Origin of the sequence: Verrucosispora sioxanthis (assembly GCF_010560025.1) — a bacterium.
Taxonomy (GTDB): Bacteria; Actinomycetota; Actinomycetes; order Mycobacteriales; family Micromonosporaceae; genus Micromonospora; species Micromonospora palythoicola.
Window position 1 is genome coordinate 49,035 of record NZ_SAIY01000013.1, and the last position, 21,985, is coordinate 71,019.

At 70.8% G+C, this 21,985-nt stretch carries 15 protein-coding genes and 2 pseudogenes; 10 read left to right on the forward strand and 7 right to left on the reverse strand.

What is annotated here, in order from left to right; genetic code table 11:
* The first annotated feature begins 67 nt into the window (after positions 1-67).
* The 5 genes and pseudogenes from ENC19_RS27455 (at position 68) to ENC19_RS27475 (ending at position 7,185) form a co-directional block, all read left to right on the forward strand.
* The gene (locus ENC19_RS27455; protein WP_164449958.1) at positions 68-1,558 is read left to right on the forward strand and encodes a hypothetical protein; all 1,491 of its coding nucleotides are present in this window, start codon (positions 68-70) and stop codon (positions 1,556-1,558) included.
* A gap of 586 nt (positions 1,559-2,144) precedes the next feature.
* Positions 2,145-4,469: a putative bifunctional diguanylate cyclase/phosphodiesterase gene (locus ENC19_RS27460; protein WP_281602072.1), complete on the forward strand. Its 2,325-nt coding sequence runs from the start codon at positions 2,145-2,147 to the stop codon at positions 4,467-4,469.
* A gap of 37 nt (positions 4,470-4,506) precedes the next feature.
* The gene (locus ENC19_RS27465) at positions 4,507-5,265 is read left to right on the forward strand and encodes a MerR family transcriptional regulator (RefSeq protein WP_164449959.1); all 759 of its coding nucleotides are present in this window, start codon (positions 4,507-4,509) and stop codon (positions 5,263-5,265) included.
* Between the two features lie 71 nt (positions 5,266-5,336).
* Positions 5,337-5,621 carry a putative quinol monooxygenase gene (locus ENC19_RS27470; RefSeq protein ID WP_164449960.1) on the forward strand — a complete coding sequence of 95 codons (285 nt, stop codon included), beginning with the start codon at positions 5,337-5,339 and terminating at the stop codon, positions 5,619-5,621.
* Between the two features lie 403 nt (positions 5,622-6,024).
* Positions 6,025-7,185, forward strand: a pseudogene (locus tag ENC19_RS27475) (hypothetical protein).
* A gap of 182 nt (positions 7,186-7,367) precedes the next feature.
* Here ENC19_RS27475 and ENC19_RS27480 read toward each other — a convergent pair.
* Positions 7,368-7,727 (reverse strand): winged helix-turn-helix transcriptional regulator, encoded by a 360-nt coding sequence (locus ENC19_RS27480; protein WP_444968375.1) that lies wholly within the window; start codon positions 7,725-7,727, stop codon positions 7,368-7,370.
* Between the two features lie 145 nt (positions 7,728-7,872).
* Here ENC19_RS27480 and ENC19_RS27485 point away from each other — a divergent pair, with 145 nt between their 5' ends.
* The gene (locus tag ENC19_RS27485) at positions 7,873-8,772 is read left to right on the forward strand and encodes an NAD(P)-dependent oxidoreductase (protein ID WP_164449962.1); all 900 of its coding nucleotides are present in this window, start codon (positions 7,873-7,875) and stop codon (positions 8,770-8,772) included.
* Positions 8,773-8,859: 87 nt separating this feature from the next.
* Here the strand turns inward: ENC19_RS27485 and ENC19_RS27490 are convergent, their stop codons facing one another.
* Positions 8,860-9,303 carry a winged helix-turn-helix domain-containing protein gene (locus ENC19_RS27490; protein ID WP_164449963.1) on the reverse strand — a complete coding sequence of 148 codons (444 nt, stop codon included), beginning with the start codon at positions 9,301-9,303 and terminating at the stop codon, positions 8,860-8,862.
* A gap of 106 nt (positions 9,304-9,409) precedes the next feature.
* Here ENC19_RS27490 and ENC19_RS27495 point away from each other — a divergent pair.
* Positions 9,410-10,640, forward strand: a pseudogene (locus tag ENC19_RS27495) (multidrug effflux MFS transporter).
* 85 nt (positions 10,641-10,725) lie between these two features.
* Here the strand turns inward: ENC19_RS27495 and ENC19_RS27500 are convergent.
* The 4 genes from ENC19_RS27500 to ENC19_RS27515 all read right to left on the reverse strand — a co-directional run bounded on the left by ENC19_RS27500 (position 10,726) and on the right by ENC19_RS27515 (position 15,599).
* The gene (locus ENC19_RS27500) at positions 10,726-11,526 is read right to left on the reverse strand and encodes a hypothetical protein (RefSeq protein ID WP_164449964.1); all 801 of its coding nucleotides are present in this window, start codon (positions 11,524-11,526) and stop codon (positions 10,726-10,728) included.
* A gap of 138 nt (positions 11,527-11,664) precedes the next feature.
* The gene (locus tag ENC19_RS27505) at positions 11,665-12,096 is read right to left on the reverse strand and encodes a VOC family protein (RefSeq protein ID WP_164449965.1); all 432 of its coding nucleotides are present in this window, start codon (positions 12,094-12,096) and stop codon (positions 11,665-11,667) included.
* Positions 12,097-12,186: 90 nt separating this feature from the next.
* Positions 12,187-14,403, reverse strand: a complete 2,217-nt coding sequence (locus tag ENC19_RS27510) for a choice-of-anchor J domain-containing protein (RefSeq protein WP_309246186.1) — start codon at positions 14,401-14,403, stop codon at positions 12,187-12,189.
* A 215-nt stretch (positions 14,404-14,618) separates the two neighbouring features.
* Complete coding sequence (locus tag ENC19_RS27515) at positions 14,619-15,599, reverse strand: MBL fold metallo-hydrolase (protein ID WP_208021038.1); 981 nt, start codon at positions 15,597-15,599, stop codon at positions 14,619-14,621.
* Between the two features lie 194 nt (positions 15,600-15,793).
* Here ENC19_RS27515 and ENC19_RS27520 point away from each other — a divergent pair, with 194 nt between their 5' ends.
* From ENC19_RS27520 to ENC19_RS27530, 3 genes are all read left to right on the forward strand, one after another.
* Positions 15,794-16,834 (forward strand): ArsR/SmtB family transcription factor, encoded by a 1,041-nt coding sequence (locus tag ENC19_RS27520; protein WP_164449967.1) that lies wholly within the window; start codon positions 15,794-15,796, stop codon positions 16,832-16,834.
* Positions 16,835-17,070: 236 nt separating this feature from the next.
* Complete coding sequence (locus ENC19_RS27525; RefSeq protein ID WP_164449968.1) at positions 17,071-17,964, forward strand: winged helix-turn-helix domain-containing protein; 894 nt, start codon at positions 17,071-17,073, stop codon at positions 17,962-17,964.
* 14 nt (positions 17,965-17,978) lie between these two features.
* Positions 17,979-18,536 (forward strand): hypothetical protein, encoded by a 558-nt coding sequence (locus tag ENC19_RS27530; RefSeq protein ID WP_164449969.1) that lies wholly within the window; start codon positions 17,979-17,981, stop codon positions 18,534-18,536.
* 238 nt (positions 18,537-18,774) lie between these two features.
* Here the strand turns inward: ENC19_RS27530 and ENC19_RS27535 are convergent, their stop codons facing one another.
* Positions 18,775-21,843 (reverse strand): DUF3427 domain-containing protein, encoded by a 3,069-nt coding sequence (locus ENC19_RS27535; RefSeq protein WP_164449970.1) that lies wholly within the window; start codon positions 21,841-21,843, stop codon positions 18,775-18,777.
* Positions 21,844-21,985: the final 142 nt, after the last annotated feature.

Genomic DNA, 21,985 nt, shown 5'->3' on the forward strand with positions numbered 1-21,985 from the left:
GTAGCGGGCGCGTCAGGCAGTCTGTGGCGGCAGCTCCGGCCGGCACCCGGCGCGGCGGAGTGCCGACATGAGCACGTTGCGGGCGCTGGCGGCGGCGCAGGCGGTGGCCGCCGGGCTGGCCCAACCGGTGGCCACCGTCCGGCATCTGCACCTGTCGAGGCGACCGCTGGTGCTGGTGCCGTTGGCGATGGCGGGGGAGGCCAACGCTCCGCTCGCCGCGATGGTCGGCTCGGCTCCCGGCGAGGGACGGCTGCTGATCGTGCCGCAGCCGCGCAACCGGGACCAACGGTTCGCGTTCGCCGCCGAGCTGGCCGCGATCGTGCTCCCCTATATCGACGGGCACCGCACGGCGAACGAGGCGGTCGCCGTGGACCGGGGCCGGGACGTCCGGTACCGCTACCTCGACGCACCGCAGCTGCTGGTACCTAACCCGGCAGGGGTGACGTTCCTGCGGCTGCTCGGTCGGTCCACCCGGTTCCGTCGCGCCGACGGCGAGTATCCGGTACCGCCGCAGGTGCCGCTGCTGGGCCGCTGGCTGACCTTCTTCGCCGAACGGGCCGAGCATCCCGGCTCGTCGACGCTGGTGGCGATGACGCAGGCGTTGACGCTGCACTGGGCGACCGGGCAGAGCGCGGTGGAGGATCTGCACCTGCCGGCGCTGCTGGGCTGGATCGCCCCGCCGGCCGGGCTGTCCGGAGCCGAGGCGGCCGCCCGCGCCGAGGACCCGTCGAGCTGCCCGCCGGCCGGCCCGGCCACCGACCCCGAGTTCGACAACCGGCTGCTGGCGCCGGCCATCGAGGCGTACGCCGCCGCCGACGACGAGGCGACGCGCGTTGAGGCGTACGCCGAGCTGGAGCGGCTGCTGCGCGACCAGCTCACGCCCACCTGGGAGCTGATGTGGCGTGGCCTGGGGTTGCTGCGTGCCCTGCCGCCCGGCGCCCGGGTGGCCGGGCGGTGGGACGGCGACCGGGACGCCTTCACCGCCCACGCCGACCATCTCGACTCCGACGGTGCGCCGCAGCCGCGCCGGGACGGTGCGGTGGCCGCCGCCGCCCGGCTGCACCGCCTGGAGCGGGCCGCCGCGACCTACGCGGTGCAGCGTGCCTACGACGATCCGCTGGTGATGGCGGAGTACCGGCTGACCGGGGAGGCGTTCGTCGGTGAGGTGCTGCTGGCCGATCCGACCCGGGTGGACGACAGTGGCCGCCGGCCGGTGCTGCGCCCGCGCATCCAGCTGCTGACCACCGACCCGGTACTGGCGCCGGTCGGCGTGACGCTGACCAGCCCGTCCCGTCCCGGGCAGAAGGCGCGGCTGGTGTTCGTCACCCCGACTGCCGACGGCAAGACCGAGGTGGTGCTGGAGCTGTCCGGCGGGATGGGGCGCGGCCTGACGGCCAGCCCGGGCAGCGTGCCGGAGGTGGGGGAGCGACTCTGCTACACCACGCTCAGCGACGCCTACGTGCCGGGCGCGGCGTTCCCCACCGCGGATGAGACCCCGTGGACCCATGGCGGTCCACCCGCGTCCGCAGCGGCGGCGCCCGACGAACAATGGGCGTGAACGCAAGCGCCCGCCCCACGGAACACCCGCCCTGACGAACCCACCCAGCGCCGAGCCGGACCGTCGACCGCCGGGAGTAACCATCCGCGGCCAGCGACACCATCCCCTTCGGACGCTTTGCTCTGCTTACCTATACGCACAGGTTGCGCTGAGTGATTGCGGCGAACGCCGCGCCATTCCGACAAGGCCTGCTCAACGTGGGGTTGCGTATAGGTAAGCAGAGCAAAGGTGGAAGGCGGCATTGTCGGTGGCGGGCCCGGTGGTGACGTTCAGTGACTTGTCGTCATGGCTACGAGGAGTAATGACCGCGTTGCGGTGGGTCTTGGTCGGCGGGCTGCAGTGGGAGGCCCGGCCAGCATGGCGCCGTCCCCGGCGGTGCGAGCCCGACCGGCGCGACAGGGGCACCACGGGGCGACCGCGAGCGGGTCGCTGCCCGCGTCGCCGCATTCGGGAACCGTCGGGTGGGGTAGTTGCGTACCGGTGGATCTGGCGGGGTGGCGGCGGGCGTGGCTAGGCTTTCGGGGTTTGCCGGGGCCGGACCTCACCGTCGAGGGTGTACGCACGAGAGAGAGCCGGAGCGATCGCTGTGTCGCGGAAGGACGTCGAGCGGGCCGCCGCGCGCTCGCCTGGAACGGACCGGGTGGGCCGGGTGGGGCTGGTCGGTGCCGGCGTCGTCGTCGCGGTCGAGGCGCTGTGGCTGATGCTCGGGCTGCCCGCCGGCGCGTTGGTGAGCGATCTGGGTGCGCTCACCGTGGCGGGCTGGGCCGCGATCGCCTGCGTCGCGGCGTCCCGCCGGCATCCGACGGTACGCCGGTTCTGGCTGCTGCTGGCCGCCACGATGGCGTTGTCGCTGGCCGGACGGGCACTGTGGACATCGCAGCGGCTGCTCGGTGAGAGCCTGCCGCACACCCTGCCCATCGGGTTGATCTTCGCGGCCAGCCTGGTCACCGGCACCGCCGCGTTGTTCTGCTCGGTCACCGCGCCGCGTACCAGGGTGGGTCGGGCCCGGACCCTGCTCGACGGGGTGATCGTCGGGCTGGCGCTGATTCCGATCGGCTGGCTGTTGATCTTCCGCAACGTCAGCCTGGCCGACCTGGACGAACCACTGCGTACGGCCGGCCTGCTGTACCCGATGTTCGACCTGGTGCAGCTGACCATCCTGATCGCGGTGGTCGGTCCGAGCCGGCCGGTGTGGCGGCCGCTGGCGCTGCTCGGCGCGAGCCTCACGGTCCGGGCGGTGGCCGACACGGTCTACGTGTCGTGGGTGGCCGCCGGCACCTACCAGCCCGGCACTCCGATCGACGTGCTCTGGCCGTTGAGCTACCTGCTGATCGTGGCCGCGACCCGGATGCCCCCGCCCCGGGACCACGGCGCCGACGAGGAGGCCGGGGACGCCCCGTTGCCGCCGTGGTGGCGGGTGGTGCTGCCCTACCTGCCGGTGGGCGGGGCGATCGTGGCGACCATGCTGGCCCGCGACGCCAGCGGCCACACCCCGTTGCCGATCTTCCTGGCGATGATGGCGTTGTTGGCCACGCTCGCACTGCGGCAGGGGCTGGCGGCCAACGAGAACCTGCGCCTGGTGAGGCAGCTACGCAAGCTCGCCTACGTCGACCAGCTCACCGGGCTGCCGAACCGGCTGGCCTTCACCCGGCGGCTGCGTGGTGCGCTGCGTGGCACCAACCGGGTCGCCGTGCTGTTGCTCGACCTGGACGGGTTCAAGCAGGTGAACGACCGGTTCGGGCACACCACCGGCGACACGCTGCTGTCCGGTCTGTCCCGCCGGATGCGCCGGGCGGTCGGCGACGACGGCCTGATCGCCCGGATCGGTGGGGACGAGTTCGCGGTGCTGGTAACCGACGGACGGCCGCTGGCGCCGGAGCGGCTGGCCGAGCGGCTGCTCAGGGCACTGCAACCGTCTCCGGGAGAGGAACTGGTCGGGGTGCACCCGTCGGCGAGCATCGGCATCGCCGAGTACGGGCCGCAGCACATCTCCCACACGGATCTGCTGCGCGACGCCGACATCGCCATGTACGCGGCGAAGGCGGCCGGCAAGTCCGCGTACCGGCGGTGCACACAGGGGCTGCGGGAGTCGGCGGTGAGCCGGGCCGAGCTCATCGCCGACCTGCGGCGGGCGGTCGACGAGGAGCAACTGCACCTGGAGTTCCAACCGATCGTGGATCTGGCCACCGGGGCGGTACGCAGCGCGGAGGCGCTGGTGCGGTGGCGTCACCCCCGGCTGGGCGTGCTCAGCCCGGCCCGCTTCCTGCCGCTGGCCGAGGAGACCGGGCTGATCCTGCCGATCGACAGGTGGGTCATCCACCAGGCGTGCCGGGCGGCGGCCACCTGGCAGGAACACGTGCCGTCCGCGACGGTGGCGGTGAACATCGCCGCGTCGCACCTGCGCCGGCCCGACCTGATCGCCACGGTCACCGAGGCCACCGCGGGTGCCGGGCTGGCACCCCGGGCGCTGACCCTGGAGCTGACCGAGTCGGCGCTGATCGAGGGCAGCGACGCGGTGCTGGACCGGCTGGGCCAGCTGCGCGAGCTGGGCATCCGGATCGCCATCGACGACTTCGGCACCGGGTACTCGTCGCTGAGTTACCTGCACCGGATCCCGGCGACCGAGTTGAAGATCGACCGTTCGTTCGTGTCCCGGATCCCCGAGGACACCCGGGCGTACGCGACGGTGGAGATGGTGACCCGGCTGGCCGGCGCGTTCGACCTGGGCGTGGTGGCCGAGGGGGTGGAGACCGAGCGGCAGCACGAGGCGGTGGCCGCGATCGGCTGCGCGCAGGGGCAGGGCTACCGCTACGGTCGACCGGCCAGCCTGGCCGAGCTGCGTACGGTCCTGGTGAACTGCGACCCGCCAGGTGTGTCCGGCGTCGCAGAATCGGGCTTGACCCTCACCTAACGGCAGGCGGGACCGTGGTTCCCGGAAAGGGGGAACCATGGCCCACACGGTAGGTCAGGTGGCGAAGCTCGCCGGCGTGACGGTCCGGACGCTGCACCACTACGACGAGATCGGACTGCTGACGCCGAGCGGGCGGAGCGGCTCGGGATACCGCCGCTACTCGGAGGCGGATCTGGAGCGGTTGCAGCTGATCCGGTACTACCGCGAGCTGGGGTTCCCGTTGGACGAGATCGCCGTGATCCTCGACGACCCGGCGAGCGGCCCGGGAGCGCACCTGCGTCGCCAGCACGAGCTGCTGACGGTGCGGATCAAGCGCCTGCAGGAGATGGTCGCGGCGATCGAATTCGCGATGGAGGCGGGCAAGATGAACATCCGACTGACCCCGCAGGAGCGGTTCGAGGTCTTCGGCGACTTCGACCCGGACGCGCACGCCGAGGAGGCGGAGCGGCGGTGGGGCGGCACCGAGGCGTACCGGGAGTCGAACCGGCGGACGTCGAGCTACCGCAAGGAGGACTGGCAGCGGCTCAAGGCCGAGACCGAGGACTGGGGGCGGCGGATCGTGGCGCTGATGGCCTCGGGCGCACCGGCCGAGGGGCCGGCGGCCATGGAGTTGGCCGAGGAGCATCGGCAGCAGATCAGCCGGTGGTTCTACGAGTGCACGTACGAGATCCACACCGGGCTGGCCGACCTGTATCTGGCCGACGAACGCTTCACCGCGCACTATGAGGCGATGGCACCCGGGCTGACGGAGTACCTGGCCGAGGCGATCCACGCCAACGCGATCACCCGTGCCTGATCGGGCGTGCGGACGAGGGCGGATCGGGAGAGTATGACTGGCGTCCGCTCTCCCGATCTTCGGAGGTTGCCTTGCTGATCGTCGCCGGCACGCTACAGGTCGAACCCGCCGGGCGGGACGACTACCTGGCCACCTGCGCCGAGATCGTCCGCCAGGCCCGCGAGGCACCCGGTTGCCTCGACTTCGCCATCAGTGCGGACCTGATCGAGCCGGGGCGGATCAACGTCTATGAGCGGTGGGAGTCCGAGGAGCAGCTGCTGGACTTCCGTGGCTCCGGCCCGGAACCGGAGCAGCAGGTCGCGATCGTCGAGGCCGAGGTGCAGAAGTTCCTGATCAGTACCGTCGAGTCACCGTGATCGCCCGCCGACGTGGGCGCGGGACCGGACGGGTCGGGGAGAACCCGCCCGGCCCCGCGGTCAGCGGCCTGGGGTGCGCGGCGTCGCGGCCGGACCGCTCCCGGTAGGCGCACCGGGGACGGTCACGGTCGTTCCGCCACCGGGCCGCTTGGTGGTGGGCGCGTGTTGCAGCCCTCGTCTACTCCCCACAACTGATCGGCGTACCGGTGGCCGGTTACGTCACAGCCGCCGGAACGGAAGGCGAACGGGGCAGAGCGGAACCGCCGTCTCGTCCGTATTGCTCCACCGATCGGGTAATTCGACCACTTCTGGCCGTGTCCATGCCGGTGCTCGCAACCGTTAACACTGTGACACCCCATCTGGTGGCCTGCGGTTGGTGGCATGCGCGGCGAAGGAGTTCGGCGTGGCGAGGACTGATTCGACGGGTTCGACATGGCGGTACCGGTGGGCGCGCCGGCAGAACGAGCGCCGGCTGCGGCTGTTCCGCAGCGCCGAGGGAGGCTGGCGGCGACGCGACGACGAACTGCGCCGCCTGCGTACGCTCGCCGAGCAGTGTCAGGGCTCGGCCACGGCCGGCGACGGACTGCCGCTCGAACTGGCCCCCGACGAGGTCGTACTCCGAGTGGTGCCGGCCGCCCAACTGGTGGAGATGCGGCACAACGCCGTGCTGCCCGCCCCCGACCTGACCGTGGGTACGCCTACCGGTCGGCTGCGTCGGCGCCTGCCCGACGGGGTACGGGTCACCGACGCCGGCATGGCGGTGATCACCAACCGGCGGCTGGTGCTGCTCGGCGGGCGGGGCCGGCGCGACTGGGCGTACGGCCGGATGACCGGTCTGGCCCACGACCCGCATGCCTCGGTCACCCTGATCCAGGTGCTGGACCGGCGGCGGACCTCCGGCGTGCTGCTGCGCCCGGACGTGGCGGCCGAGTTCCGGTTCGTGTTGACCCTGGCCTTCGCCGACGCCATCGAGCAGCGGCAGGCGGTCATCGACCAGCTCGACGAGCTGATCGACGAGCATGCCCGGCTGCGCCCGTCCCGCCCGGGCATCGCCACCCCTGGCCAGGCCCGACTGTTGACCCTGATCCCGGGCGGCCGGCGGACCGCAGTGGTCGCCGCCGCGCTGGCCGTGATGGTGCCGGTGGCCCTGGCCAACTCCGGCCCGTCCGACCCGACAAGCACCGAAACCGCGGTGGCCGCCCCGGAGCGCCGGCCGCGACGGGAACCTCGACGACCCGCGCGCCACCGGCACCTCGAAGACCCCGCGTCCCACTGGCTCCGCGCCGGCACCGCGCGCCACCGGCTCGGCCAAGCCGGGCTCGGCCAGCCCGAAGCCCGAGCGGCGCTGCGGCGCCCCGAGAACCCGATGGGGTACGACTTCTGCGGCGGGGAACGGGTCCGCGAACCCGCCCGCGAGGTGTGCGACCACTTCGACTGCGTGCCCGGCTTCTGGGAGGGCCGCGGCTACCTGGTGCAGTGCGGGAACGGCAAGGTCAGCCTGGCCGGCGGCAGCCCCCGGGCCTGCGGCCTGCACGGCGGCGTCCGCCGCACCGTCACGACCTGACCCACCCACCCAGCCCCCTCCGCACAACGCTGGGAGAGGCCGCACTACCCCCGAAGGTGCTGGGTGGTGCCGGGTGCGAGGCCGCACTATCCCCGAAGTTGCTCACTGGCTGCGGGGTGAGGGTGCAGTTTCCCCGAAGGTGCCGGGTGATGTGCGGACCCGGCGGCGGGCGACGGGCGCGGTCAGGGGGAGACGGTGGGGGCCTCGGCGGCGAGACGCTCGGCGCGACGTTGGCCCCACTCGCCCAGCGGGCCGAGCGCCTCGTTGAGTGACCGGCCGTGCTCGGTGAGGGAATACTCCACTTTGGGCGGGACCTCGCGGTAGACCTCGCGGTGGACCAGACCGTCCTGCTCCATCTCACGTAGGTGCTGGATGAGCATCTTCTCGCTGACCCCGGGCAGACCCCGTTTCAGCTCACCGAACCGCCGGGTGCCGTAGTTGTCCAGCTCCCACAGGATCAGCGACTTCCATTTTCCGGACACCACGTCCATCGCCGCGTCGATCCCGCAGATGTACGGGCCGCGCCTCTCACTCGATGTCACGGGTTCGCCTCCCGGTAGCCGACCTTCAATACTTACCTTGAGGTAAGTATTGAACAAAATAGTGGGTACTTGTCATGCGGATTGTGGTCGCCAACCATGGCGATGCCGGCCAGCACCGGGCAGGGCGGCACTGGGGGAGTGTCCAATGAGCGGAAACAGCGATCTCCGGCCGGTCACCGTCATCGGTCTCGGACCGATGGGGCAGGCGATGGCCACCGCCCTGATGCGCGCCGGACATCCGGTCACGCTGTGGAACCGCACTCCGAGCCGGGCAGACGCCCTGGTCGCCGGGGGTGCCAACCTCGCGCCGACGCCCGCCGCCGCCGTGGCCGCCAGCCAACTGACCATCCTCAGCCTCACCGACTACCCGGCGATGTACGACATCCTCGGCCCGGTGGCCAGCCAGCCCGGGGCACTGGCCGGGCACACCCTGGTGAACCTCAGCTCCGACACCCCCGACACCTCGCGACAGGCGGCCGAGTGGGCCACCGGACACGGCGCGCGGTTCGTGACCGGCGGGGTGATGGTGCCCGCCCCCGCGATCGGCACCAACGAGGCTTACGTCTTCTACAGCGGAGCCCGCGAGGCGTTCCAGCACAGCGAACCGGTGTTGCGCATCATCGGAGAGCCGAGGTACCTGGGTACCGATCCAGGGCTGGCGCAACTCTTCTACCAGGCGCACCTCGATGTCTTCCTGACCTGCCTGTCCAGCCTGCTGCACGCCACCGCACTCGTCACGACGGCGGGCGTGCCTCCGGCGGAGTTCCTGCCTGGCGCGCTGACCACCCTCACCGACATCCCGGCGATGATCGGCGACGGGCTGGAGCTGGCGCGGGCACTGGAAGCCGGCGAGCACCCGGGCGACCTGAGCACGACACGGATGATGGGCGCCACGGCCGAGCACATCCTGCGGACCAGCGAAGCGCTGGGTGTCGACGTCGCGCTGCCGAAGGCGGTCAGGTCGCACTACGAGCGGGCGGTGGCGGCCGGCCACGGCGACCAGGACTGGACCGCCCTGTACGAGGTGATCCGGGCCCAGGGCTGACGGGTACCGCTTCATCCGGCTGCCGTCCCGGCGCGCTCACCGCGCCGGTCCGCCACCCACCCGTCCCGTGGCGGGGACCGGCGTCGCTCAGGGCAGCTCGGCGGCGTGGTCGGCCAGGCGGGACAGGGCGGGCACGGCGGTGCGCAGCCGCTCCCGGTCGGTCGCGTCGAGGTCGGCCAGGGCGGCGGCGAGCAGCTCGCGGCGGTAGCGCCCGTAGGCGGCGATGCGCTCGTACGCCACCTCGGTCAACGCCAACCGGACGGTACGCCGGTCGGCCGGATCCCGGTCCCGGCGCAGCAGGCCCGCGGTGGTCAGCTCGCCGACCAGGGTGCTCACCGTGTTCGCGGCGGTGCCCAGACGCGCGGCGGCCTCCCGGACGCTGATCCCGGGCTGGCGCTGCACCAGCCGCAGCACCTCGACCTGCGCGTCCGGCAGGGCGGCCCGGCCGGTCCGCTGGAGGGCCCGGCGACGGAGCACCCGATGCAGGTCGCTGAGGGCGTCGCCGAGCTGGTCGAGCGTTTCGTCGGTCACAGTGCCGCCCCTTCACGCTGCAACACCTCTGTAGGCAGAGCTATCGTAGCCGGACGCCCCCGGCAGCCGGCCACGCCGTGGTGGCACCGACCGCCGAGGGGAACCGATGCCGCAGACCGACGTGCCCGTACGCCCGGCGGAGCGGATCACCCCACCCACCGGCCGCGCCGCGCTCGGGCTGCTGGTGCTGCTCGGCTCCCTCACCGCGATCGGCCCGCTGTCGCTGGACACCTACCTGCCGGCGTTTCCCGGGATGACCCGCGACCTGGCCGCCAGCCAGGCGCAGATCCAGCTCTCCCTGACCACCTGCCTGATCGGCATGGCGCTGGGCCAACTCGTCACCGGCCCGCTCAGCGACCGCTGGGGCCGGCGCCGCCCGGTGCTGGTCGGGGTCGCCGCGTACGCCCTGTTGTCGCTGGTCTGTGCCCTCGCGCCGTCGGCGGAGACGCTCGCGGTGGCCCGCTTCGCGCAGGGCTTCGCCGGCGGCATGGGCACGGTCGTCGCCCGGGCGGTGGTGCGTGACCTGTACTCCGGCCGGGCCGCCGCCAAGTACTTCTCCCGACTCGTCCTGATCTTCGGCATCGCGCCGATGGTCGCTCCCGCCCTCGGCAGCCTGGTGCTCAACGTCGGCGACTGGCGCACCATCTTCGTCGCGCTCGCCCTGGTGGGTGCCCTGCTCGCCACCACCGTCGCGCTGCGGCTGCCGGAGACCCTGCCCGCCACCCGACGCAACGCCGGCGGCCTGGCCACGACCGCCGCCGCCGGGCGCACGCTGCTCACCGACCGCATCTACCTCGGGTACGCGCTGACCCAGGGCCTCGCCTTCGCCGGCCTCTTCGCCTACCTGTCCGGTTCGTCGTTCGTCCTCCAGGACGTCTTCGGCCTCTCCGCCGGCACGTTCAGCATCCTGTTCGGCGCCAACGCGCTCTCCTTCGTCGCCGTCGGCCAGCTCAACGCCCGCCTCCTCGACCGTCACGATCCCCGGCCCCTGCTGGTCACCGGCCTCGGCCTCGGCCTGCTCGCCGCCCTCGCCGTGCTCGCCGGTGCGCTGCTGAACAACCTGCCCGTGGTCGTCGCCGCGCTCTTCGTCTTCCTCGGCTCGCTCGGCCTGGTGATGCCCAACGGGACCGCCCTCGCCCTGGACCGGCACGCCTCCCGCGCCGGCACCGCCGCGGCGCTGCTCGGCGGCATCCAGGCCGGTCGCGGCAAGCGCCGCCCCACTTGTCGGGCTCGGCGGAGAGGGCAGCGCGCTCCCGATGGCCGTGGTGCTCAGCGCCGCGGCCGCCGCCTCCCTGCTGATGCTGCTGACCCTCGCCCGCCCGGCCCGCGCCCGATAGCTCCGGTCGTCTCAAGGCTGCACGGCTCTTCCGACTCCGCCCGGACGCTGACCCTGCCGGCATCGTCACCACGGATCCCTGACACTCAGCCGGGCGGGGTGCTCTGGTCGCTCGGGTTGCACGGGTCGTGCTGGTTGGGCGGGACGGCCTCGTCAGGCCGGCGGGCGATCAGGCTCGACAGCTCGTCCAGCATCGAGTCCACCTCGGCGCGGTCGTAGCCCAGCTCGCTGGTGGGCAGCTCCGCCCGAGCGCGATCGAACATCGTCTTGGCTTCCGACCGCACCACCGACTGTTCGAGGAGAAGCACATCCTGTCCAATCTGGATCAGCTGGTTGACCCGCGCGGGCTCGTACCCTTCCGGCCGCATGGTGAACTGCGGCGAGTCGAAACGGGCACGGTGTAGTTGGCGGACGTCTGTGAAGCGGCTCCCGGCGAAGCGGGCCAGCACCGCCGCCACCTCTTTCACCGGCTGCCTGACATCGACGAGGTCGACCAGGACCAACGCCGGCCGACCGTCGAGCGGGCTCCGACCGTCGAACGGGCCGCCGATCGTCGAGCCCGCCGCCGGCACCAGCAGCAGAAAGGTGGAGATCCGGTGCTTCTCGCCCACCGTCGGCACCTGCGGGTCGAGGATGATCGCGTCGACCTCGGCCCATGGCACCGCCCGGCTGAACCCGGTCACCTGGACGACCAGCCCGTTCGGCCCGATGTGAAACTTGAACGGCCGGCGATGGGCGAGGACCATACCGCCGCCGGTCAGCAGGGTCATGAAGCCGAGGATCCACCCGAACACGGTGAGACCCTCGATGCAGCCCAGCACGAGCGCGCCGGTAACGAAGAGGAACAGGCCGAGCACCAACAGGGTGCGGTGTCTACGCAACTCCACATCGATCCCCTCGGATGCGAGTCGTTGGGGAGAGCATGGCACGGTGGATAGCCGGGCGGCGGCCCAGCGACGGGTAGGCGACCGTCGCGGACGGCGGCTGCCCGGCCCACCGTGCTGTCCGGGTGAAGCCAGGTCGGGTCAGGGTGCGCCGAAGTCCGGGACGGTGATGGTGCCGTCCGCGGCGATCGGGAAGCCGGGGTTCCAGGCGATCTCCCAGAGGTGACCGTCCGGGTCGGTGAAGTAGCCGGCGTACCCGCCGTAGGAGGTGTCGCGGGCCGGTTGGGTGACCACGGCACCAGCTTGGGCGGCGGCCATCAGATGATCCACCTCGGCGCGCTCGCGGACGTTGTGTGCCAGCGCGACCCCGGCAAAACCGCCCGCGGCCCGGTCTTCGACACCGGCGTCCTCGGCCAGTGACCGGCGCGACCACAGCACGACGGCGAGCCCGCCGGCCTGGAAGAAGACGGTGTGCTCGACCTCCTGGCCCTGCCAGCCGAGCTGCCGGTAGAAGTCGCGGGACCGGGCCAGGTCGGCGACGCCGAGCGTGATCAGGCTGAGACGCTGCTCCATGACCGCAACCTAGCCCGGGGCTGCGACAGCTTCCGAAACAGAAGAACTCCCGGTGCCGCGCCGGGCGGCACCGGGAGTTCTCTGCTCAGGTCAGCTCAGCGGAGCGCCGCCGGGCTGCGCCACGTTGTTCACCGTGAGGGTGTACGGGGCGTACTGCGTGACCTGCTCGGTCGGCTCGTCGTAGGCGACGATGGCGACCACCTTCGGGAAGGCGGACAGCAGCGCCGTCTGGATCAGACCGAGGGTGAAGTTCGACTTGCCGTCGACCTCCACCTGGTAGGCCAGCTTCAGCTTCTCGTTGATGCCGACGAAGCGGACGTTCCAGTTCGCCACCGGCGTCGGGTTGACCTCCGACGGCGAGTCGAACGGCTCCAGGCTCGAACCGTCGCTGACCAGCGTGCCGCCGACCGCGATGTCGTCGATCAGCAGACCACCCTCGTTGACACCGCCGTCGCTGACGTACCGGAAGCTGACCAGCACGTCCTGCCCGGCGTACGCGGACAGGTCGAACGAGTGCGGCTGGAAGCCGTCGGTGGTGCCGTTCAGCGCCGGGCCGAGCGGACCGGCGACCGTCTCCTCACCGGGGATGACGGTCCAGGTCTCGCCGCCGTCGGTGGAGATGCTCACGTAGCCGTAGTCGTAGCCGGCCTCGGCACCGTACTTCGCCAGGAAGGTCAGCGTCGGGTCGGCCGCCGGCACGGTCACCGGGGTGACCGCCGCGACGTCCAGGCTGTTGCCGTTGCCGGACCACAACACCGGGTTTCCACTGCGATCCGGGTCGTCGTTGACGATCTGCCAGGCCAGCGGGACCGGCGGCAGCGTCTTCGCGCCCTGGAACTTGATCGAACGCAGGTCGCCCAGGCCCAGCGGCTTGCCGTTGGCCTTCTGCAGGGTCACGTAGTCGGCGCCGTTGGGTGCCGCGCCGGCAGCCGCGTACGAGGCCGGGTTGGCCAGGTTCACCGTGGCGTCGAGGCTGGCCGTGGTGACCCGGCGCTTGTCCACCCCGAGCATGATGCCCAGCTTGGAGTTCCCGACGATCCGGTCCACCAGGTTCATCGTCTGGTAGTCGTGGATCACCTTGTACATGTCCTTGACGCCCTCGGCCTCCAGCGCCGCCTCAAGGCTGGCGAAGCCCTGCAGCTCACCGTCGCGGTGCAGCCGCGAGATGAAGTCCAGGCCGTAGCGGTCGTACAGGAACAGCACGAACGAGTAGACGTTGCCGTAGTCGGCCAGCACGCCACTCGACGTACTGCCCTCGTTCCACAGGTTTATCGAGTTCTCCGGACCACCACAGTCCCGTGGATTCGTGTTGTAGTCCGTCTGGACGGTGCCGAAGCCCTGGAAGCAGTAGAGGTGGCTGTCGGTGCCGGGCTCGTCGACCCGGGCGGTGGCGTCGACGTACCCGGCGAGCGTCTGCACGAAGTCGGAGAGACCCTCGTTCAGCCAGGTCGTCTCGAACGGGTCGGTGTAGTAGTGCGCCAGGTGCTGCCACTCGTGGATGAACGTGCCCTCGTACAGCTGCGGGCGCGCCGGCCGGCTGGTGCACAGGTCGTCGGTCGGCTCGTTCGGCGGGTTCGCGCCGGTGCGGTGCGCCCAGTCGAACGCGTCGACAGTCATGATGTTGCGGTCGAGCAGCTCGTTGAAGAGCGAGAAGTGGAACCCGGCGATGTAGCTGGGGGCGGCCGGGAAGTCGTAGAAGTTGTCGTCGCGTACGTTGTCGACGAGGGTGACCGTCCGGTTACCGGCACCGGTGAAGTCCCCGCCGATCTGCGCGTTGCTGCCGTCCCGCTCCGGCGGGGTGCTGAACGCGGCGGTCGACTTCGGGTACATGTTGGTGTCGAACTCGTTGACCAGGCCCGTGACCTGCTCGTCGGTGACCACCGTGGAGTTCGGGATCTGCCGGCGGCAGTCACCCTCCGGGAACTCCGTGTCGTTGGCGACCCACACCTCGATGTTGTCGCCCACGCCGCGCAGCGTGTAGTCCTTCAGGTAGATGATGCCCTGGTAGTCGTCCAGCGCCAGCCACTGCCGGACCGTGCCGACCGGCGGCGTGTCGGCCGCCGCAGCCTTCGAGCGGGCCTGGGTACGCGGCTGATACTGGGTCGGCGCCTCCAGGCGCTGCCCGTTGAAGGTGAAGTCCTTGCGGGTCAGCTCCCGCACATCACTGGCAAGCCCCGTGGCCGGTGCCGGCACCGGCTTGACGGTCGCGGCCTCCGGGGTGGCCGAGGCGGCGGTCGGCTGAGCGATGACGAGTAACGGTAGGACGATGGCGCTGGCTGCTATCCCCGCGAAGCGGCGTCGTGCCACGAAACCTCCTCATAGGTGGAAGACCACCGGCCCGGGGTGGCCCAGGCGCCGGTGGATCTACGCACGCTGATCGAGCGTCCCCGTATCCTGTGCACGTCGCTACCGATCAGGCAACCCTCTACCGCCATCGATCAGCAAGAACGAGTCGATCGACCACCTTTTGCGGAATTCGAGACCGGGTACTGCGGCGGGTGCCGATCCGGATGGTCGTCGACTCAATGGAGTTCGACGAAGGGGCGGTTGAGGTGCGCGGTGGCGAGGACCGCGCGCTCGCGACGGGCCGTGTCGAGCAGGCCGCGGCGGGTCAGCCGGGCCAGGTCCGGATCTGCCTCGTACCGGTAGGCCACGTCCGGGTCGGCGACCTGGACGGCGTGGACGAGCACGTCGCCGGTGACCACCACCTGGTCGTGACGGCCACCCTCCACCAGCACCGACTGGTGCCCCGGGGTGTGGCCGGGAGTGGGCACCACCCGGATGCGGTCACCACGTCGGCCGGCGAGGGTACGACGGCCAGCCTTCGCCGGGTCGCCGCTCAGCACCACCGGACCGTCCACCGGGTGCAGTTGCCCCGCCGCGCGCAATGGCCGCACCACGTACCCCAGCATCTCGCTGCCGCCCGCTTCCAGCGCGTCGAGTTCACGCTGCTGCACCACGTACCGTGCGTGCGGGAACATCGGCACGCCCTCGGCCGTGACCGCCCAGCCGGCGTGGTCCTCGTGCAGGTGCGTCAGCACCACCGTGTCCACCCGCCGCACGTCGATCCCGTTGCCGGCCAACACGTGTGGCAGCGCGCCCGGCACCGGCGCCCAGGCCGAGGCCGGGCTGCCCTCCGGCCCGACACCGGTGTCCACAAGCGTGTACCGGTCGCCGGGACGGCGAATGGCGTAGCAGCGGAAGTCCAGGTGCCACGTCCGGTCCGGCCCGAATGCGGCCGGGTCGATGCGCCGCGCCGCCGCCCAGTCGTTTCCCGACGCCCCGGAGAAGGCGTCGTCGTAGCTGAGGAAGAACGGGCCGGCAGCGTCGCGCAACGCGAGCACCTCGAAGCAGCCCACCGAGCGGACAGCCGGCTGGCCCACCCGCGCCTGCGCCGGCCGGGCTGCTGGATGCGCGGGCGGCGCCTCCGCCTGCGCGGGCCGGGCGGCGAGGACACCGCCGCCCACGGCCGCCGCCCCCAGCAGCAACGTCCGCCGCCTCACCAATCCTTCGGAGTACGACACAGAGATCCCCTTTCCACATTCCACGCCGACCGCTGTGGCAGGGCCGGCTGAGTGCAACTTCGGGGAAGGTGCCCCCTCGCCGCGACGGGAGGCGACTCTTTCCCCGTAGTTGTCAGGAGATCAGCGGCGCGAGGACGGGTGCCAAGGATTCGAGGGGGTTCTAATGTTGGCGAGTGTTGACTCTGCACGTCGACGCGGAGCGGCTCGTCCGGTCACGGTTCGCGCTGTCGCGGCTGACGGAAGTCACAAACGCGCTGGAGGTGCTCGCCCACCCCGAGCGGGCGCCGTACGCCCGCAGCTGGGTGACCCAGACCCGGCGTACCCTCGACCCGGGCTCGGTCGACGTGCTGTTCGCGCTGGTCAACGGGGCCACCGCGTACATCCCCGACTTCCTGTCCCCGCTGCCCGGCAGCTACCAGCCCACCCTCGACGAGGAACTCGCGGCCGTGGCGACGACCACCGCCGAGGACGTCCACCGACAGCTACGGACGGCGTTCCGGATCGGCCCGCCCCCACCAGCTCTGCTGGAATACAGCCTGACCGGACGCGACCCCCGCCCACCACTGCCGGCCACGGTCGCCCGGTTCCTTGCCCGACGCGGCGAGACAGCACTGATCACCCGGGTTATCGACCAGCTCGCCCGCTGCTGGCGACACACCCAGGCCGAGCTTTGGCCGACCCTGCACCGGGTGCTCGACGAGGACATCCGGCACCGCGCCACACTGGCCACCCGGACCGGCCTCGCCGACATCGTCCGTACCCTCGACCCGAGGCTGACCTGGGACGGCCGCCAGCTCACCCTCGACTCACCCGCCGACCTGTCCCTCGACGCGGCGCGGGGGCTCATCCTGTCCCCGTCGGCGTTCCTGCCCCGCCCAGCGGTGTACCTGGGCGCCCCCGGCCTGGTCATGGTCGGCTACCCGGCGCGGGGGCGAGGTCAGGTGTGGTCGCTGCCCGCGCAGGCCAGCGAGGAGACCGGCATTCTCGGTGCGCGTCGGGCCGCTCTGCTGACCGATCTGGCTACGCCGCTGACCACCACCGAACTGGCGGCGCGGCACGGGATCAGCCCGGCCACCGTCTCGTACCACCTGGGGCGGCTGCGCCGGGCCGGGCTCGTCGTGTCCCGGCGGGAAGGGCATGAGGTCCGGTACGAGCGGACGAGAGCAGCGGTGGAACTGCTGCGGGCGCTGCGCGGTGACGGCCGGCGCGGCTGACGACCGGTGAAACTCGCCCGCTCCGTCAGCCTGACCTAGCACGCACCGATACTTGCGAACTCGCCACTGCAACTTGGTGGAGACGCAGGTGAGCAGGGTGTATAAGTATTAACCAAGGGGGTTGGGTAATGCTTATATCGTCGTCCGTCTGGCGCGCTCTGGCTGAAGCGGGGGTCACGCTCGTGCCACGCGGAGCCGACCGGGCTGAGCTGGGCTACGTCGATGCCCGAGTCACGGTGACCGTCATCGCCTCCCCGGTTCCGCTGACCCCGCGCGACATCGCCACGACGATCGACCGCCACCCCGGACCGTGCCTGTTCATCATGCCGACGGCGACGGCCGCAGTTCGGGAAGCAGTCGAGGCCGCCGGCTGGTCCTGGCTGATCGACGGCGAGCGGCAGGTCACGGGTGTGCTGCGCCTCGGCGGAGAACAGGTCACGCTGCGACCCCCAACGGAGGCGGTAAGGCGATGGGCCAAGCGCGGCCGGGTGCCGTGGGGCACCTTCACCCTGGTTCGCCGGCTGATTCAACAGCCGTACGCAACCCAGCAGGAACTGGCCGCCCTTGTCGGCGTCTCCCAACCACGCGTCTCCCAGGCGCTGGCCGCGTTAGCTGACTACGACCTGGTTAGCCGCATGCCTACCGGCTGGATCGTGCGGGACCTCGATGAGGCGATCCGGTGGTGGCTGTCGACCTATCCGGGGCCGGGGGGCATCAGCACCTACTGGTACGGCCTGGCGTCAGCGGTCGAGCAGGCCCGGACGGTCGTCGAACTGGTCGCGGAAACAGATGCTTCTGGCGTCGTCGTGTCCGGCGACGTCGCGGCGGACACAATGGCTCCATGGCGTGCCCCGACGCGCGCGATCCTCTACGTCCGCGATGGCGTGAACCTGGCCGATGTGGGCTTCGTTCCCGCTGGCGACGAGGAGGCGACGCTCGAACTCACGGTGCCGAGGGATCCAGGCCTGTGGCCGCCGCCCGGCAAGGCGGCACCCGGCCTTCCACTCGCCGATCCGCTCCAGGTCCTCTGGGACGTCCGGCGTTCGCCAGGCCCCGACAACGAAGAGGCGGCACAGCGAGTGTGGAACATGCTGCGTCAACGCCACCATGATCAGAGGCACGCGGCATGACCGGGGCGACCCCAGTGACACCGCGTTCCGTCTCGCTCGTCTCGACCAGCCGGGCCGCAGACGCCGGATTCCTCACCCTTGCCGACCTGGCGGAGATCACCTCCGCGCTCGAACTCGACCACCGGATAGTCGGCGGTCACATGGTCACTCTGCTCGTCGCGCTGCACGGAGTCTCCGCACAGGTGCCACTGCGCGAGACGGCGGACGCCGACTTCGCCGCCCTGCCCACCGTCGTCGCTGACCCTCGCCTGCCAGCGGAACTCGTCGAGCGCGGCTACACATCTCGGGAGGCAGCCAACCGTTTCATGCGTGAGGTTGAAGATTCTCATGGGCCTCTGACGCTGGTGGTCGACATCCTTGCGCCGTCCTACCGGGGTGCGTTGGTGCCCAACCAACGACACGGTGAGCTGGTGGTCGACGAGGTGCCCGGCCTCGTCCTTGCGCTGCATCGACCTGCCGAGTTACTCGACGTCCACGTCCAGCTCACCAGCGGTGAGCCGCTCGGCATGCGCGTCATGCTGCCGGACGTGGCCTCAGCGCTCTGTCTGAAGGCCCTCGCTTATCGGGGATGATTCGCGGCGAAGGACGCGGTTGATCTGTGGCGACTCATCAACGCGGCCTATGCGGCCGGGCTGCGAGTCGGGAACTGGCCGGGCAGCGTTACCGGCCGTCAGGGCGCTGAGGTACTGCACCGCTTCTTCGGTGCGCCCCAAGCTGCCGGCCTGAAGCAGATGTCTACCAGCACGGCAGATCGCATTCGGATGCAGGCGTTGGTGAGAGAAGTCGTGCCGGTTCCGTAGCAACACAGGCTTACGCGGCGATGGCGCGGGCGGCGGCGTACATGTCGGCGGGCAACGGGTTGTGCAGCCGCCACATGATCCGCATCGGACGGTCGCCGGTGTGCTGCTGGTACGTCATCGGGCCGGCGTACAGGTAGGCCGGTGCACCCAGGTCACGGTCCGGTACGCGGGCCTCCCGCACGAAGAGGTGCACTGTGGAGCCGCGAGAGACGTGATTGATGTAGCGCTGCCCGGTCGCTGACGCCGACGACGTGGTGCTCTGGGACTCCCACTGGAACAGCGTGTCGGTGATGGCCCGGTCGGCGTACATCGTGGTGGGGGAGTAGTGCTGCTCGGATTTGACCAGGGTGACGAAGAAGATGTCGGCCTTGGCGTCCGGCAGCCACTTCACCCCTTCCCGCAGCGATCCCGGGTTCGGCATGCCGAAGGCAGCGCATGCCTCGTTGCGGCTGTACCGGGCGTGCACCTTCAGCGGCAGCCCGTCAACCGGCACCGTCACCCGGTGGATCCGCTCGCGGAGCACCTCGGCGACCTGTCGCAGCTCGGCACAGCGTGCCGGCTCGGCCCGGAGCCGCGCCAGCCGTTCCCCGCGCTGGCTCAGTGACGCGTTCGGCCCCCACAGGTCAAAGTGCAGCATGTCCCACAGCCGTCCGACCTCCGGCATCTCGCCGGCCGCCACCCGGGCCAGCAGGTCGAGCCGGTCCGGGTCGTCCAGGTGCAGCATCCGCCCGATGGCCCGACCCAACTCGCGGTCATCCGTCCCGCCCGGCGCGGCTTCCAGCCCGGCGAGCCGACGCAGCCCGGTCCACCCGCCGATGCTCGCCGACCGGTAGACGTCCTCGATTTCCACGCCGGCCTCGCGCAGGAACTCGCCCAGGCTCACGTCCCCGAGCAGCCGCAGCTCCTTCACCAGCCCGGTCTTCGAGGTCGGCATAGCCGAGCGCAGGTTGGCCAGCACGATGTCCTTGGCCACCCGGTCGAGCTGGATGTGGCAGCCGCTCGGCAGGGACGGGAAGTCGTCGCGTACCGCCTCGGTTATCGCGCGGCGGCTGACCCCGGTCAGAGCGCGCCAGCGTAGGTCGAAGCGGAAGTTGGCGTGCTGCCCGCCGATGAAGTCGAGCACGGTCAGGCACGGTTTGTCGTCGTCCAGGCGCAGCCCACGGCCGAGCTGCTGAAGGAAAATCGTGGCACTCTCGGTCGGCCGCAGCATCAGGATCGTGTCGACCATCGGCAGGTCGACACCCTCGTTGAACAGGTCAACGGTGAACAGCACCTTGACCGTGCCATCCCTGAACTCCTTGAGCAGCGCCTGCCGGCCGGCCGCGTCGACGCGGGACGTGATCGCCGCCGACGGCACACCATGCCTGCTGAACCAGTCCGCCATGAACTCGGCGTGCCCGATGCTCACGCAGAACCCGAGCGCCCGCATCCGGTCGACGTCGACGCTGTCCCGTACCGCCCGCAGCACCATCCGCGCCCGCGCGTCGTTGCCGGTGTAGACGCCGTCCAGCTCAGTCGGGTCGTACCCCTGCCCGCGCTTCCAGCGCAGCTGCGACAGGTCGACATCGTCGTGCAGCCCGAAGTACTGGAACGGCGCGAGCAGTTGCCGCTCCAACGCCTCCCACAGATGCAGCTCCACGGCCGCGCGGCCATCGAACCACCGCCGCACGTCGCCGCCGTCACTGCGGTCGGGCGTCGCCGTCAATCCCAGCAGTACGCGCGGCTTCAGCCGCTCCAACAGTCGGGCGTACGTCGGCGCTTCCGCGTGATGGAACTCGTCGACGATGACCATGTCGTACGCCTCGGGGTCGATCTCCCGCCGGTGCAGCGACTGGATGGAGGCGAAGACGTGTCGCCAGTGCTGCGGCTCCCGGCCCCCGACGAGCGTCTCGCCGAAGCTACCGTCCCCCATGACCTGCCGGAACGTCGCCAGGCTCTGCCGCAGGATCTGCTCCTGATGCGCCACGAACAGCAACGACTCGACGGTCTTCTCCCGGTGCAGCCGGCGGTAGTCGAGTGCCGCCACCACCGTCTTGCCGGTACCGGTGGCCATCACGACGAGGTTGCGCCAGCGGCCGTGGACCTTGCGCTCGGCGTCGAGGTCGGCCAGGACCTCGGCCTGGTACGGGTACGGCCGGACATCAAGGTTGGCGATCTGCGTCGGTGCTTCGTCGCGCCGCTCCCCGTGCAGCGCGGTGCGGAGCCGCTCGGCGTCCCTGCCCGGCTCGTAGCCCTCGAACGCCGGATCGTGCCAGTAGTCCTCGAACGTGGCGGTGAACGTGTCGATGACGTACGGCTGCTCGACGTTGGAGATCCTGACGTTCCACTCCAACCCGTCGACAAGCGCTGCCTTCGACAGGTTCGACGAGCCGACGTACGCGGTGGTCATGCCGTTGTTGCGGCGGAACAGCCACGCCTTGGCGTGCAGCCGCGTGGTCCTGGTCTCGTAGGAGATCTTGATGTCAGCGCCGAGTTCGGCGAGGCGGTCGAGGGCGCGCTGGTCTGTCGCGCCGAGGTAGGTCGTCGTGATGACCCGGAGGCTGCCACCTCGGTCGATGAGGTCGCGGATGGCCGGCTCGATGATGCGCAGGCCGTGCCATTTGATGAACGCGCAGAGCAGGTCGACCTGGTCTGCGGACGCCATCTCGTGGGTGACCTCGTGCCCGATCCTTGGCTGATGGCGACCGTTGACGAGGAGCGCGCCGGACGAGAGTGGGGTGGTGGGGCGTGCCGGGAAGACGGGCACGGCCGGTGGGGTCGGTGGGGCGGCGATGGCGTGGAGCAAGCGCTGGGCGTCCGTGATCTGGTCGGCGCTGTCGACCGCACGCGGCTCGGCCCGGCCGATGTTCTCGGCGATTCGATTGGCCAACTCAACCTGGCGAGCTAGCTTGTCGTCGCCACCGCCGACTGCGAGCAGCGCTCGCCGGGCCAAGCCTGCGATATGCCGAGAGAGCACGTCGGGCGCATCGGCCAATTCGATCTTGTCGTGTTGGACCAAGGCCGGGGCAACCTGTCGAAGTCGCTCGGCGAGCTGTTCGGTGATCAAGTGCTCATAGATACCTCGGTCAAGGTCGGCCACGCCGGGAACCTAACAATTCCCGCAGGCGGACGCCGCCCCGCACACGCTGAACCCTGTAGCTGACTTTGCGGGTTTGATCGCCTGTCGGACATAAACCACGGGTGACCACCCCGAATTGCTCCCAGCCCGCCCAGCAGATCAT

Coding starts and splice junctions, on each gene's coding strand:
- ENC19_RS27505 (WP_164449965.1), bottom strand. CDS start 12,096: ATGGAGCAGCGTCTCAGCCTGATCACGCTCGGCGTCGCCGACCTGGCC.
- ENC19_RS27455 (WP_164449958.1), top strand. CDS start 68: ATGAGCACGTTGCGGGCGCTGGCGGCGGCGCAGGCGGTGGCCGCCGGG.
- ENC19_RS27485 (WP_164449962.1), top strand. CDS start 7,873: ATGAGCGGAAACAGCGATCTCCGGCCGGTCACCGTCATCGGTCTCGGA.
- ENC19_RS27465 (WP_164449959.1), top strand. CDS start 4,507: ATGGCCCACACGGTAGGTCAGGTGGCGAAGCTCGCCGGCGTGACGGTC.